General features: G+C 74.3%; 14 protein-coding genes. 11 read left to right on the top strand and 3 right to left on the bottom strand.

Features of this window, described 5'->3' with window-relative positions:
• Positions 1-8: 8 nt before the first annotated feature.
• From EUS26_RS12565 to EUS26_RS12555, 3 genes are all read left to right on the top strand, one after another.
• The gene (locus EUS26_RS12565) at positions 9-983 is read left to right on the top strand and encodes an ABC transporter ATP-binding protein (RefSeq protein WP_420330013.1); all 975 of its coding nucleotides are present in this window, start codon (positions 9-11) and stop codon (positions 981-983) included.
• Entirely contained in the window at positions 976-1695 is a 720-nt protein-coding gene (locus EUS26_RS12560; protein ID WP_130014174.1) for an ABC transporter ATP-binding protein, read from the top strand. Before EUS26_RS12565 ends, EUS26_RS12560 begins: the two co-directional genes overlap by 8 nt.
• A gap of 116 nt (positions 1696-1811) precedes the next feature.
• Positions 1812-2132: a hypothetical protein gene (locus tag EUS26_RS12555; protein ID WP_165368608.1), complete on the top strand. Its 321-nt coding sequence runs from the start codon at positions 1812-1814 to the stop codon at positions 2130-2132.
• A 153-nt stretch (positions 2133-2285) separates the two neighbouring features.
• Here EUS26_RS12555 and EUS26_RS12550 read toward each other — a convergent pair whose 3' ends face one another.
• The gene (locus tag EUS26_RS12550; protein WP_130014172.1) at positions 2286-2777 is read right to left on the bottom strand and encodes a nucleoside deaminase; all 492 of its coding nucleotides are present in this window, start codon (positions 2775-2777) and stop codon (positions 2286-2288) included.
• Between the two features lie 86 nt (positions 2778-2863).
• Here EUS26_RS12550 and EUS26_RS12545 point away from each other — a divergent pair, with 86 nt between their 5' ends.
• The 8 genes from EUS26_RS12545 to EUS26_RS12510 all read left to right on the top strand — a co-directional run bounded on the left by EUS26_RS12545 (position 2864) and on the right by EUS26_RS12510 (position 12450).
• A complete protein-coding gene (locus tag EUS26_RS12545; protein WP_130014171.1) occupies positions 2864-3466 on the top strand; it encodes an RDD family protein in 603 nt (200 codons plus the stop codon).
• A gap of 75 nt (positions 3467-3541) precedes the next feature.
• Positions 3542-4558: a UDP-glucose 4-epimerase GalE gene (gene galE, locus EUS26_RS12540; RefSeq protein WP_130014170.1), complete on the top strand. Its 1017-nt coding sequence runs from the start codon at positions 3542-3544 to the stop codon at positions 4556-4558.
• A gap of 173 nt (positions 4559-4731) precedes the next feature.
• Entirely contained in the window at positions 4732-5124 is a 393-nt protein-coding gene (locus EUS26_RS12535) for a BlaI/MecI/CopY family transcriptional regulator (protein ID WP_130014169.1), read from the top strand.
• Positions 5125-5142: 18 nt separating this feature from the next.
• Positions 5143-6006 (top strand): M56 family metallopeptidase, encoded by an 864-nt coding sequence (locus EUS26_RS12530; protein ID WP_130014168.1) that lies wholly within the window; start codon positions 5143-5145, stop codon positions 6004-6006.
• Between the two features lie 73 nt (positions 6007-6079).
• A complete protein-coding gene (locus EUS26_RS12525) occupies positions 6080-7543 on the top strand; it encodes a cytochrome ubiquinol oxidase subunit I (protein WP_130014167.1) in 1464 nt (487 codons plus the stop codon).
• A gap of 19 nt (positions 7544-7562) precedes the next feature.
• On the top strand, positions 7563-8642 hold the full coding sequence (cydB, locus tag EUS26_RS12520) for a cytochrome d ubiquinol oxidase subunit II (RefSeq protein ID WP_130014166.1): 1080 nt from the start codon (positions 7563-7565) through the stop codon (positions 8640-8642).
• 27 nt (positions 8643-8669) lie between these two features.
• The gene (gene cydC, locus EUS26_RS12515; protein WP_130014165.1) at positions 8670-12101 is read left to right on the top strand and encodes a thiol reductant ABC exporter subunit CydC; all 3432 of its coding nucleotides are present in this window, start codon (positions 8670-8672) and stop codon (positions 12099-12101) included.
• Positions 12102-12111: 10 nt separating this feature from the next.
• Complete coding sequence (locus EUS26_RS12510) at positions 12112-12450, top strand: hypothetical protein (protein ID WP_130014164.1); 339 nt, start codon at positions 12112-12114, stop codon at positions 12448-12450.
• 16 nt (positions 12451-12466) lie between these two features.
• Here the strand turns inward: EUS26_RS12510 and EUS26_RS12505 are convergent, their stop codons facing one another.
• A complete protein-coding gene (locus EUS26_RS12505) occupies positions 12467-13066 on the bottom strand; it encodes a hypothetical protein (protein ID WP_130014163.1) in 600 nt (199 codons plus the stop codon).
• Positions 13063-13353: a hypothetical protein gene (locus EUS26_RS12500; RefSeq protein ID WP_130014162.1), complete on the bottom strand. Its 291-nt coding sequence runs from the start codon at positions 13351-13353 to the stop codon at positions 13063-13065. Before EUS26_RS12500 ends, EUS26_RS12505 begins: the two co-directional genes overlap by 4 nt.
• Between the last annotated feature and the right edge of the window lie 88 nt (positions 13354-13441).

Here is a 13441-nt window from a genome sequence, read left to right as displayed (position 1 = left end):
TCGGGACGGTGCGCGAGCACCAGGGCCCGGACATCTGGTGCGAGGACCTGGTGCGCATCTACTCCACCGAGGGGGTCGAGGTGCAGGCCCTCCAGGGGCTCAACCTCGTCGTCGACCCCGGCGACGTCGTCGCGCTCGTCGGGGCCAGCGGCTCCGGCAAGTCGACCCTGCTCGGCATCCTCTCCGGGCTCGACCGGCCGACCGGCGGCCGCGCCCGGGTGGCGGGGGTGGACCTGCTGTCCATGAGCCGCGCGCAGCGGGTGGACTACCAGCGGCACACCGTCGGCTTCGTCTGGCAGCAGACCTCCCGCAACCTGCTGCCCTTCCTCACCGCGGCCGAGAACGTCGCCCTCCCCATGGTCATCTCCGGGCGGCGCGAGCGGGCCCGCCGGGTCGCGGACCTGCTCGACCTGCTCGGCATCGCCGACTGCGCCGCGCGGCGCCCGACCGAGCTGTCCGGCGGGCAGCAGCAGCGGGTCGCGATCGCGACCGCCCTCGCGAACTCCCCGGCGGTGCTCCTCGCGGACGAGCCGACCGGCGAGCTCGACGACGCCGCCTCCGCCCAGGTGCTGGAGGTCATGCGGGAGGCCGCCGGCAGCCTCGGCACCACCGTGCTCGTCGTCACCCACGACCCGACCGTCTCCGACCACGTGCGCCGCACGGTCGCCATCCGCGACGGCCGCACCTCGACCGAGGTGCTCCGGTATGTCGTGACCGACGAGTCGGGCGAGCAGCGGCAGGTCGCGCGGGAGTACACCGTCATCGACCGGGCCGGGCGGATCCAGCTGCCGAAGGCGCACGTCGAGGGGCTGGGCCTGCGCGACCGGGTGCGGCTGGAGCAGGAGGACACCCACGTGCAGGTCTGGCCGGACGACGAGGAGCACCAGACGGGGCAGGGGTCGCAGTCGCCGGACGACGGCGGCGCGACGCCGGCGCCCCGCACCGGGCGCGCGGTCGACACGCAGGAGGACGACGATGAGTGAGCCGACGGCATACCGGACGGACGAGGAGGTCGAGGGGCCGCGCGCGGTCCTGGTCGGGGCCGGGCTGCGCCGGACCTTCGGGAGCGGCGCCACCCAGGTCCACGCCGTCGCGGGGGTCGACCTGGACGTGCCCGCCGGGCGGCTGACCGTGGTGCGCGGCCCGTCCGGGTCGGGCAAGACGACCCTGCTCAACCTGCTGGGAGGGCTCGACCGGCCGGACGCCGGGCAGGTGCTGCTCGACGACGGGAGGGTGCTGTCCGAGCTGCCGGAGAAGGAGGTCCTGGCGGTGCGCCGGGAGCGGATCGGCTACGTCTTCCAGAGCTTCGGGCTGGTGCCCGTGCTGTCGGCGGCCGAGAACGTCGAGGTGCCGCTGCGGCTACGGCGGACCGCGGTGGGCGAGCGGGCCCGCCGGGTCGAGGAGGCGCTGGAGCTCGTCGGGCTGGCCCGGCACAGCAGGCAGCGGCCGTACGAACTGTCCGGCGGCCAGCAGCAGCGCGTCGGGATCGCGCGGGCCCTCGTCGGCGAGCCGGACATCCTCGTCGCCGACGAGCCGACCGGGCAGCTGGACTCCGACACCGGCGCGATGATCATGGACCTGCTGGTCCGGCTGACCCACGAGCGCGGCATCGCGTCCGTGGTGTCCACCCACGACCCGGTGCTCATCGAGCGGGCCGACCAGGTCGTCGAGCTGCACGACGGCCGGCGGGTCTGAGCCGACCGGCGGTGGACCGGCGGATCGTCGCCGGGGCGGCACTCCCACGGTCGACCTGCCTCCGTTCCTGCGGTCGACGGCGCCCCGGACCCGAACTACGGTCGTGACCAAGGGCGATGCCCGAGCCGGGGCGAGGAGTGATGATGCCGGGAGAGGAGCACCCGTCGGACCAGCCGCAGGGCGAGAGTCTTCTCGGGCCGAGGCCGGGCGGGGCGAGCAGCCGCACGCCGCCCTCGCGTCTGCTCGGGGTGGGCTGTGCGGCCCTGGCGGTCGTGGTGCTGGTCGTCGGATTCCTGACCAACTGGTCGCTCTCGGCCATCGGTCTGGCCGTGGTCGCGTCAGTCGGGCTCGTCCTGCTCGCCGTGCTGATCCGACGGCCGCCGCCCACCCGTCTCGAGACACGGGAGAAGAACAGGACGCGCCGAGACCGGTGGTGACCCCCACGTCCAGCCGACCGGCGAACCGTCGCCCGGGCAGCACTCCCACGGTCAGCAGCGCCGAGCCCCCCACGCCCGACCGGCACATCCTCGCCGGGGCAGCACTCCCCCGGTCAGTGGCGCGGACCGAGGACGCGCGTCACGGCATACCCGTCAGGACCCGGCCTTGCGGGCGTGCAGCGCCCGGACCCGCTCGGCGAGCTCCTCGTCCGGGCCGGCGACGACGGCGTCCGGGACGAGGGTGGTGATGGGCAGCGGCGCGACCGGGCCCGGCTGCCGCCCCAGCTCGGCGCCCCACCTCGTCAGCTGCTCGGTGGAGGAGGCGTAGACGATGCGGCCCAGGCCCACCCAGCCGTGCGCGGCGGCGCACATCGGGCAGTGCTCGCCAGAGGTGTAGACCGTACTCGCCGCGCGCTCCTGCGGCGAGAGGTGCTGCGCCGCCCACCGGGCGATCGCGAGCTCCGGGTGCTGGGTGTGGTCGCCGCCGGACACGTGGTTGTGGTCCTCGAGGAGCACCTCGCCGTCAGCCGACACGAGCAGCGAGCCGAAGGGCTCGTCGCCGGCGTCGACCGCGGCCTCGGCCAGCTCGACGGCCCGGAGGAGGTGGGTCCGGTCGGTCTCGGAGATGCTCGTGCGCTCGGCCATGTCCGTCAGGGTATGCCGCTGCCACCACCCCGAGCAGGGTCCAGGGAGCCGTTCTATCCTCGACCTCACCCCCGAGGAGGCGTCGCATGAGCTGGTCACCCCCACCGCCACCCGACCACGGCCGGGCCGACGGCCCCACCGACGCCGCGCCGTGGGACTCCGCCCCGCCGCTGCCCCCCTACGTCCCCGGTGCCGCCAGCGCGGCGGGCCCGCAGGACGTGGCCCCCGCACCGCCGCCTCCCCCGCGGCTGCGCTACGCCGACTGGGGGGAGCGGGTGGCGGCCACCACGATCGACGGCGTCGTCGCGTTCGCGCTGCTCATGGTTCTGGCCGTGCTGTCGGACGTCGTCGCGCCGCTCGAGCACCTCGCCGGGTTGGTGTGGTTCGGGGCGGTCGGCTACCTGGGCTGGCTCAACGGGTCGAGGGGCCAGTCGCCCGGCAAGGCGGTGCTGGGGCTGAAGGTGCTGCGCGACGAGGACGGCACCTGTCTCGGCGGCGTGGTGGGGGTGCTGCGCACGGGGACGCTGTGGTTCCTCGCCGTCCTGACCGGCTTCCTCTTCCTCCTGGTCAACAGCCTCTGGCCGCTGCGCGACCACCAGCGCCGGGCGGTGCACGACCTGATGTTCGGCTCCGTCGTGGTCTCGGGCTACCCCAAGGCGCGCCCCGGGCTCCGTCTGCTGCGTCCCTGACCCGTCCGCCGCGGGCGGAACCACGGACCGGGTGAGTCACGGCATACCCGCTGGGCGGTCTGACACGATGACGCCATGCGCGTTCTCGTCACCGGCGGCGCCGGCTACATCGGGTCCCACACCGTCATCGCCCTGGCCCGCGCCGGGCACGAGGTCGTCGTCGTCGACGACTTCTCCAACAGCAAGCCCTCGGTGACCCCGCGCCTCGAGGAGCTGGCCGGCATCCCCGTGCCGGTGCACGCCTTCGACCTCGCCGACGGCGACAAGCTCGACTCGCTGCTGGCGCAGGAGTCCTTCGACGCGGTGATCCACTTCGCCGCGTTCAAGGCGGTGGGTGAGTCGGTCGAGAAGCCGATCGACTACTACCGCAACAACATCGGCGCCACGCTGCGCCTCGTCGAGGCGATGGTCGACCGCGGTGTCCCCCACCTGGTCTTCTCCTCGAGCGCCACCGTCTACGGCGAGGACGCGCCGGTCCCGATGACCGAGGGGCTGCCGACCTCGGCGACTAACCCCTACGGCTGGACCAAGGTCATGAACGAGCAGATCCTGCGCGACGTGACGCACGCCTACCCGCAGCTCAAGGTGGCGCTGCTGCGCTACTTCAACCCGGTCGGCGCGCACCCCTCGGGGCGGATCGGCGAAGACCCGAGCGACATCCCCAACAACCTCATGCCGTTCATCGCGCAGGTCGCCGTCGGGCGGCGAGAGCGGCTCTCGGTCTTCGGCGACGACTACGACACCGTCGACGGGACCGGCGTGCGCGACTACATCCACGTCGAGGACCTCGCCGAGGGCCACGTCGCGGCGCTGGAGTGGATCAGCACGCACGACCGGCCGCTGTCGGTGTGGAACCTCGGCACCGGACGCGGCACCTCCGTGCTCGAGCTCGTGTCGGCGTTCGAGCGGGCCAGCGGCCGGGAGATCCCGTACGACGTCGTCGCGCGCCGGCCGGGTGACATCGCCAGCTCGTATGCCGACCCCTCGCTCGCGGAGTCCGAGCTGGGCTGGCGGGCGACCCGGTCGGTGGAGGACATGTGCGCCGACACGTGGCGGTGGCAGCAGGCGAACCCGCAGGGCTACCCCGACTGACGGCATACCGGTGCGACCGGCCCGAGCACGCGTCCGGTGCGACCTGACCACGCGTCCTGTGCGGCCCGAGCACGCGTCCTGTGCGGCCTGAGCACGCGTCCTGTGCGGCCTGAGCACGCGTCCGGTGCGGGAACGAGGGGCGACTCCCAGGGAGGGGGCGTAAACTCGCGAGCATGCCCCTTCGCAGTTCCTCCCTCGGCGACCTGGAGCGCGCCGTCATGGAGATCCTCTGGTCCGACGACTCCGGCCTGTCGGTCCGGGACGTCCTGGACCAGCTGGAGCGGCGGGAGCACCACAAGGAGCTGGCCTACACGACCATCATGACCGTGCTGGACCGGCTGGCCAAGAAGGGCATCGCCGAGCGGACCCGCGAGGGGCGGGCATGGCAGTACTCCGCCGCCGCCAGCCGCGAGCAGCTCGCCGCGACCGCGCTGCGCTCCGCCCTCGACACCGTCAAGGCGGACCGCACGGCCGCCATGCTGCACTTCCTGGACGACGCCAGCGCCGGCGAGCTCGACGACCTGCGGGCCGCGCTCGCCGAGGTCGAGCGTCGACGCGGCGCCTGAGCCGACCACCCCGCAGCCATGGGCGGCCCGCTGCTGACCGCCGCGGTCGTCGCCCTCGCCCTCGTCCTGGTCCTCCTCGCCCCCCGTGTGCTGCCCTCGTGGACCGCGCTGCGCCGCATGCCCGGGCCGGGTCTGCTGCTCTGGCAGTCCATCAGCGTGGCCGGTGCCCTCTGCGCGCTGCTGGCCGCACCGACGGCCGTGCTCACCACCGGCCTGTCCCAGCCGCTGCTCCTGGGCCTGGCGCTCGTCGTGTCCGGCGTCATGCTCGTGCGGCTGCTCACCGCGGGGCACCGGGTCGGCACCGACCTGCGCCGCCGCCGCGCCCAGCACCGGGAGCTCATCGACCTCGTCGGGGACCACCTCGACGACACCCTGGCCCGTGACGCCGCCGGCATCGCCCGGCCCGACGTCACGGTCCTGGCGCTGGGCAACCCCAGCGCCTACTGCCTCCCGGGGCGCGGGAACCGCATCATCCTGACCCGTGCCGCCCTCGACCGCCTCGGGACCGTCGAGCTGCGCGCCGTCCTCGCGCACGAGCAGGGCCACCTCGACGCCCGCCACGACCTGCTGCTCGAGCTGTTCACGGTGCTGCACGAGGCGGTGCCCTCCGGCCTGCGGGTGCCCGCCGCCCTGACCGAGGTGCAGCTGCTGACCGAGGCGCTCGCGGACCGCATCGCCGAGCAGCGCACCGGGCACACCGACCTCGCGCGGGCCCTCGTGGCCATGGCCCCGGCCGCCACCCCCGAGATCACCGCCCGGGTCCGGCTGCTCAGCCGGCCGCCGGCGCCACGGCATACCCGGATCGGCGTCACCCTCCTGGCCGCCGGCGTGCTCGCCCTCCCCGTCGCCACCACCGTGACCCTTCTCACGCTCTCCTGGTGACCGCGCCCGCTACGACGAGGAGTAGCATCTACGACGTCACGTAGTTCGACGTCCGCGCAGACTGGAGGCGCCCGTGGAGGCACTCGACCTGGCCCGGTGGCAGTTCGGCATCACGACCGTCTACCACTACTTCTTCGTGCCGATCACGATCGGGCTCAGCCTGCTCGTCGCCATCATGCAGACGCAGTGGATGCGCACCCGGGACCCGCGGTGGCTGCGGCTGACGAAGTTCTACGGCAAGCTCTTCACCATCAACTTCGCGCTGGGCCTGGTCACCGGCATCGTCCAGGAGTTCCAGTTCGGGATGAACTGGTCGGACTACTCGCGCTTCGTCGGTGACATCTTCGGCGCCCCGCTCGCCATCGAGGCGCTGCTGGCCTTCTTCCTCGAGTCGACCTTCCTCGGCCTGTGGATCTTTGGGTGGGGCCGGATCCCGGAGAAGCTGCACGCCGCCGCGATCTGGCTGGTGCACATCGGGACGCTGCTGTCGGCCTACTTCATCCTGGCGGCCAACTCCTTCATGCAGAACCCGGTCGGCTACGAGCTCAACCCGGAGACCGGCCGCGCCGAGCTCACCGACTTCCTGGCCGTGCTCAACAACCCGGTGCAGCTCGTCGCCTACCCGCACGTCGTCACCGCCGCCTACATGACCGGTGGCGCCTTCGTCCTCACCTTCGCGATGTGGCACCTGGCCCGGAAGGCGACCCCGGCGACGGACAAGCCGATGTACCGCAAGGCCGCCAAGCTCGGCGCGGTCACCGTCCTCGTCGCCTCACTCGGCGTCATCGTCACCGGCGACGTGCAGGGCAAGGTGATGACCGAGGTGCAGCCGATGAAGATGGCCGCCGCCGAGGCGCTCTACGAGGACGTCCCGGAGGGTGAGGGCGCCCCCTTCTCGATCATCACCGTCGGCACCCTCGACGGGAGCGAGGAGGTCTGGGCGCTCACCGTGCCGAAGCTGCTGTCCTACCTGGCCACCGGCAGCCTCGAGGGCGCCGTCGAGGGCATCGACCATATCCAGGACCGCTACGAGCTCACCTACGCCGGGTCCGAGCTGACCGCCGCCGAGGACTACCGCCCGGTCATCCCGGTCACCTACTGGAGCTTCCGGCTCATGATGGGCCTGGGCTTCGCCGCCATGGCGATCGCGGCCGCCGTCCTGTGGGTGCTGCGCGGGCGGGGCAGCGAGACCGAGGAGACCCGGATGAGCCACCCGCTGTGGGCCTGGGCCGGGCTCGCGGTGCTGCTGCTGCCGCTGCTCGCCAACACCTTCGGGTGGGTGTTCACCGAGATGGGCCGCCAGCCCTGGCTGGTCATGGGGCTCATGACGACGCAGACCGGCGTCTCCCCGGGCACCACCGCGGGCGAGGTGCTGACCTCGATGACCGTCTTCACCCTCCTCTACGGCGCACTCGCCGTCGTCGAGGTCGGTCTCCTGCTCCGCTACGGCCGGGCCGGCGCCGAGCAGGTCCCCGAGGACGCCTCCTACGACCCACGCCACCGCGACGACGACGACGCCTTCGTCTTCACCTACTGAGACCGCGAGAAGGACTGCCATGGAACTCACCACGATCTGGTTCATCCTCATCGCCGTCCTGTGGATCGGCTACTTCTGCCTCGAGGGCTTCGACTACGGGGTCGGCATGCTGCTGCCGGTCCTGGGCCGCGACGAGACCGAGGGCGAGACCCCGCACACCGGCGAGACGCGCAAGCGGCAGATGCTCTCGGCCATCGGCCCGTTCTGGGACGGCAACGAGGTCTGGCTGCTCACCGCGGGCGGGGCGATCTTCGCGGCCTTCCCGCACTGGTACGCCACCCTCTTCTCCGGGTTCTACCTGCCGCTGCTGCTCATCCTCGTCGGGCTCATCCTGCGCGGGGTCGGGCTGGAGTACCGCGGCAAGGTCGACTCCCCCGCCTGGCGGGCCCGGATGGACGCCATGGTCGTCGTCGGGTCGTTCGTCCCGGCGCTGCTGTGGGGCGTCGCCTTCACCAACATCGTGCTCGGGGTGCCGATCGACGCCGACATGGAGTACGTCGGCGGCTTCTGGAACCTCCTCGGACCGGTGGCCCTGCTGGGCGGGCTGACCACGCTCACCCTCTTCCTCACCCACGGCGCCCTCTTCGTCGCGCTCAAGACCGACGGGCAGCTGCGCCACGACGCCCGCGCGCTGGCGCTGCGGCTCGGGGCCGCGAGCGCCGTGCTGGCGGTCCTGTGGCTGGGCATCCTGCACCTGCGGACCGGGACGACCGCCTCCTGGCTGGTCGCCGGGGTGGCCGCGGCCGGCCTGGTCGGGGGCCTGCTCATGGCGGCCCGGGGCCGCGAGGGCTGGGCCTTCACCGGCACCTTCGTCGCCATCGGGCTGGCGACCGCCTCGCTCTTCCTCGCGCTCTTCCCCGACGTCATGCCCTCCAGCCTCGACCCGGCCTGGTCGCTCACCGCGGAGAACGCCAGCTCCAGCCAGAAGACGCTCGGCATCATGACGGTCGTGGCGCTGGTCTTCACGCCGATCATGCTGCTCTACACCGCCTGGAGCTACTGGGCGTTCCGCAAGCGGGTGTCCGGCCACCACATCCCGACCGAGGTCCACCACGCGGCGGTCGTCGACAACGGCGACCGGGCCGGGGCGGGTCGCTGACGTGGGCGCCCAGGAACGCTGAGCCGCGTGCGGCCCTTCGACCCCGCCCTGCTGCGGGCCCTCCCGGCGACCCGCGGCCCGGTGGCCTCGCTGTCCGTGGTCGGCGTCCTCTCGGGGGTCGTCGCGATCGCGCAGGCGGTGACCCTCGCCCTCGTCGTCGGCGCGGTGGTGCGGGGCGAGCGCGAGGAGCTCACGGCATACCTCGCCTGGCTGGTCGCGCTGCTGGTGATGCGCGGGCTGCTCGCCGGCGCGGGCGAGCTCGTGGCCCGACGCGCCGGGCTGCGCGTGGTCGGGATCGTGCGGGAGGCGTTGCTGCGGCACTGGCTGGCACGGCCGGTGGAGGGGCGGCCGGGCACCGAGGTCGCGCTGACCCGCGCCACCGACGGGGTCTCCGCCCTCGAGCCGTATGTCGCCCGCTACCTCCCCGCGCTCGTCACCGCGGCCGTGGTGCCGGCGCTGGCGCTGGTCGCCCTCCTGGTGGTGGACCCGTGGAGCGCGCTCATCGTCGTGCTGACGCTGCCGCTGCTGCCGGTCTTCGCGGCGCTCATCGGCATGCACACGCGTGACGAGACGGCGCGGCGGTGGGGTGCGATGGAGCTGCTGGCCGGGCACTTCCTCGACGTGATGCGGGGCCTGCCGACGCTGGTGGCCTACGGGCGGGCGCGGGCGCAGGTGGACGTGGTGCGCGAGGTCGGGGAGCGGCACCGGCGGGCGAGCGTCGCCACGCTGCGGACGGCCTTCCTGTCGACGGCCGCACTGGAGCTGCTGGCGACGATCTCGGTGGCGATGGTGGCGGTGGCGGTCGGGCTGCGGCTGGCGCACGGCGGGATGGACCTCGTCGTCGGGCTCACCGCGATCCTGCTGGCGCCCGAGGCGTACTGGCCGGTCCGCCGGGTCGGCGCCGAGTTCCACAACGCCGCCGACGGGGCGCAGGTGCTGCAGGAACTGGCCGACGACGGGGTGCTGGGGGAGGCCCGTGGTGCCCGTGGTGCCCGTCCGGCGACACCGGCCGGGGGGTCGATCGGCCTCGGCGGGGTGTCCTACGCCCACCCCGGCCGGGTCCGCACCCTGGACGGGCTCACCCTCGCGACGTCGTCCGAGCCCGGCCTGACCGTGCTGACCGGGCCCAGCGGGGCCGGCAAGACGACGGTGCTGGAGCTGCTCGCCGGGCTGCGCACCCCCGCGTCCGGGACGGTCAGCGCCCCCGCGGCGCACCTGGCGACGCAGCGGCCGCTGCTGCTGCCGGGCACCGTGCGCGACAACCTCGCGACCGCCGCCCCGGACGCGACCGACTCCGCGATGACCGCGGCGCTGACCGAGGTCGGGCTGTGGGCGCAGCTGGCCGACCGGCACGGGCTGGACACCCGGCTCGGGGACGACGGGTTCGGCCTGTCGGCCGGTCAGCGGGCCCGGCTCGCCCTCGCCCGCGCCACCCTCTCCCCGGCGCCGCTGCTCCTGCTGGACGAGCCGACGGCCAACGTGGCGGTGGACGGCATACCCGTCCTGCACCAGGTCATCACCGGGCTCGCCCACACCCGGCGGCTCGTCGTCGTGACCCACGACTGCTACCTGGCCGCGCTCGCCGACGACCGGTGGCGCCTCGACGCCGCAGCGACGCCGGCTCAGCAGGCCGGCCATCGGGGTGGGCCGACCGTTGCGACCCCGGCTCCGCAGGAGGGCCGTCCGACCGACCCGGTCGCGGCACCCCACCCGACCGGGGCTGACCAGGAGCCGACGAACGGTCACCGCCCCGGCGAGGTCGCGCCCCTGCGCACCCCGCGCGGCCGCCGCGGGCTCGCGCTGGCCTGCCTCCTCGGCGGTGCGTCGGTCGGCTGCGGGGTGGCGCTGACCGCGACCTCGGGGTGGCTCATCGTGCAGGCCTCGACCATGCCCGTCGTGCTGACCCTGCTCGTGGCGATCGTCGGGGTGCGCGCGTTCGGCATCTTCCGGCCGGTGTTCCGCTACGCCGAGCGGGTGGTCAGCCACGACGTGGCCCTCGACGACCTGTCCCGGCGGCGGGCCGACCTCTACGCCGCGCTCACCCCGCTCACCCCCGCCCGGCTGGGGCGACGCAGCCGGGGGCAGGTGCTCACCGCCGCCGCCCGCGACCTCGAGGACGTCGTCGACGAGCACGTGCGGGTGAGCGTGCCCGCCTGGTCCACCCTCCTCGCCACCCTCGTCGGGGCGGTCATCGCGGGCTGGCACCTGCCGGCCGCCGGTCTGGTCGTGGCCGCCGGTGGTCTGGTCGTCGCCCTCCTCGCCGTCCTCGGGTATGCCGTGGAGCGCCCCGCGCAGGACGCCGCCGTGGCGCAGCGCGGCGAGGTCCGGGACCGGGTCACCGCCCTGGTGGCGAACCTGCTCGCGGTCCAGGCCGTCGCCGGGACCGCCGGTGGGCACCGTCAGCTGCTCACCCCGGTCCTGCGGGCGGAGGGGGCGCAGCGACGCAGCGAGGCCCGGCTCACCCGGGCCCGGGCCGCCGGGCTCGCCGCCACGTGGGTGGTCGTGGCCGCCACCGCGACGCTCGTGGGCCTGCTCGTCTGGGGTGCGCGGGCGGAGGGGACGCTGAGCGGGCCCTACGCCGCGCTCGTCGCGCTGGTGCCGCTCGCGCTGGCCGACGCCCGGGCCGGCCTGCCGGAGGTGGAGGGTGCCCGCGCCCGCGCCCGGTCGGCGGCGGCACGCCTGGACGCGCTCGTCGGTCAGGAGCCGGCCGTCGCCGGCCGGGGCACCGCCCCGGTGCCGGCCGCACCGCCCGTGCTGGAGCTGCGCGAGGCGTCGGCCCGCTGGGTGCCGGGCGCTGGCGTGCCCGACCTGCACCTGCTGGACCTCGTCGTGGAGCCGGGCGACCGCATCCGCCTCAGCGGACCCAACGGCGCCGGCAAGTCGACCGCGCTCGCCGTGCTCGCGCGCCACCTCGACCCGAGTGGCGGGGACTACCTGCTGGCCGGCGTGGACGCGGATCAAGGGTGCCGGTGCGGCTCGGACGTGCGCGCCCTGGACGTGGAGCAGACCCGAGCGCTGATGGCCGTCGTCGACGACGAGCCGCACGCCTTCGCCGGGTCGGTGCGCGCCAACCTCGCCCTCGCGGCACCGGGCGCCACCGACGAGCAGCTGCTGGACGCCGTCGAGGCGGTCGACCTGGGCGGGTGGTTCGGCACGCTGCCGCAGGGCCTCGACACCCCGCTGACCGGGCTGTCCGGCGGCGAGCGGAGCCGGCTCGCGCTGGCCCGGGCGCTGCTCTCGGGGCGGCCGGTCGTCCTGCTCGACGAGCCGGCGGCGCACCTCGACGACGCGACGGCGCAGCGGGCCCTGGGCGGCCTGTTGGACCGGGTGGGCGGTGGCCGGGCGGTCGTGCTCGTCAGCCATACCGAGCCGGTGACCGGGCGCTGGACCGAGCACCGGGTCGGCCGCGGCGCCGCGGACGCAGCGGACGGCCGAGCGGTCCCGCACTACATCGGCTAGGTTTCCGGTCATGGACACCTCGACCATCGTCTGGATCGTCGTCATCGCCGTCGTCGTGGTGGCGGCGCTGGCCGTCTGGGCGGTGATGGCCCGCAACAAGCGGCTGGCGGCCGCCCGCGAGGAGGCGGCGGGGCTGCGCGAGAAGGCGCAGTCGGGCGAGTCGTACGCCCAGAGCGCGGAGGATCGGGCGCGCGAGCTGCAGGCCAAGGCGCGCGAGGCTCAGCAGCACGCCGACAAGCTGCACCAGGAGGCCGAGGAGGCCACCCGCATCGCCCGCGAGCACCGCGACCGCGTCACCGGCGACTACGTGAGCGCCGACGAGATCGACCCGGACGCCAAGAAGCGCTGACCGCGCCGCCGGCGGCTCAGGTGGGGTCGCCCACCGGCCGCCCGGTGTCCCGCACGAGATAGAGCCAGGGGAACGCTCGGGCCCCCACCTGCCACCCGTCGACGAGGTAGCTCGAGGTGGTGCGCGTCCACAGCACCCGCCGGTGCTCCCAGCAGGTGGGGGTCCGCACCATCCGGTGCCGGAACATGCCGGCCTCGACGGTGTGCCAACCGAGCTGGCCGGCCAGCTCCAGCTCGCCCAGCTCGTCGACGGCGGTGACCGGACCGAGCCACCGCTCGTCCCGACGCTCCGGCGACTCGGTGTCGGTGTCGGCGTCGGCGTCGGCGTCGTCGGCGGCCGTGGTCCGACGCCCGGCTCCACCGAAACGCTGCTGGGCGCCCTGCCTGCTCAGCCCCAGCTCCTGACCGAGGGTGGCCCAGCTCTGGCCGCCGGCGCGGGCGGCGGTCACCGCCTGCTGCAGGAGCTCGCCGCTGACCTCGTGGGCCAGCGCGGCGCGGCGCACCAGGCGGAGGTGGTCGTCGGCGTCCAGCGTGTGTCCGACAGGCCCGTGTCCCTCGTCGAGGATGATGTGCCCGATCTGGGCGGCGAGGTCGCCCTCGGCGTGCGCCTGTTTCACCGCGGGCCCCGGTGCTCGGCGGCGGGCCCGTCGCCGGCGCCGTCGCGGCTGGGCAGCCAGTGCCGGTCGTCCTCGACCTGGCCCCGGCTGCGTCGGTGCCACACCGCGGCCCCGACCAGGTAGGCGCCCGCGACCATGAGCGCCAGCGTGGCGCCCTGCAAGAAGCCGTGCACGAAGCCGGAGTCGACGACGCGGCTGAGCCAGAAGGTGACGAAACCGACGGCGATGGCGCTCAGGCCGGCGGTGAGGCGGACCTGAGCCATGGCCGTGGCGGTGCTGGAGGTCATGCGTCAACAATATGTTGACATCACCGTCTTGTCAACGTCGTGTTGACAGGACACCGGTGTGCCGCACCGTTCGGCGTCCTGCCGGTCC

Source organism: Serinicoccus sediminis (genome assembly GCF_004153545.1).
Lineage (GTDB): Bacteria > Actinomycetota > Actinomycetes > Actinomycetales > Dermatophilaceae > Ornithinicoccus > Ornithinicoccus sediminis_A.
Note: the sequence above shows the minus strand (reverse complement) of the source record. Positions and strands in the feature narration are given on the sequence as shown.

Coding starts and splice junctions, on each gene's coding strand:
- EUS26_RS12560 (WP_130014174.1), top strand. CDS start 976: ATGAGTGAGCCGACGGCATACCGGACGGACGAGGAGGTCGAGGGGCCG.
- EUS26_RS12555 (WP_165368608.1), top strand. CDS start 1,812: ATGCCCGAGCCGGGGCGAGGAGTGATGATGCCGGGAGAGGAGCACCCG.
- EUS26_RS12550 (WP_130014172.1), bottom strand. CDS start 2,777: ATGGCCGAGCGCACGAGCATCTCCGAGACCGACCGGACCCACCTCCTC.
- EUS26_RS12545 (WP_130014171.1), top strand. CDS start 2,864: ATGAGCTGGTCACCCCCACCGCCACCCGACCACGGCCGGGCCGACGGC.
- galE (WP_130014170.1), top strand. CDS start 3,542: ATGCGCGTTCTCGTCACCGGCGGCGCCGGCTACATCGGGTCCCACACC.
- EUS26_RS12535 (WP_130014169.1), top strand. CDS start 4,732: ATGCCCCTTCGCAGTTCCTCCCTCGGCGACCTGGAGCGCGCCGTCATG.
- EUS26_RS12530 (WP_130014168.1), top strand. CDS start 5,143: ATGGGCGGCCCGCTGCTGACCGCCGCGGTCGTCGCCCTCGCCCTCGTC.
- cydB (WP_130014166.1), top strand. CDS start 7,563: ATGGAACTCACCACGATCTGGTTCATCCTCATCGCCGTCCTGTGGATC.
- EUS26_RS12510 (WP_130014164.1), top strand. CDS start 12,112: ATGGACACCTCGACCATCGTCTGGATCGTCGTCATCGCCGTCGTCGTG.
- EUS26_RS12500 (WP_130014162.1), bottom strand. CDS start 13,353: ATGACCTCCAGCACCGCCACGGCCATGGCTCAGGTCCGCCTCACCGCC.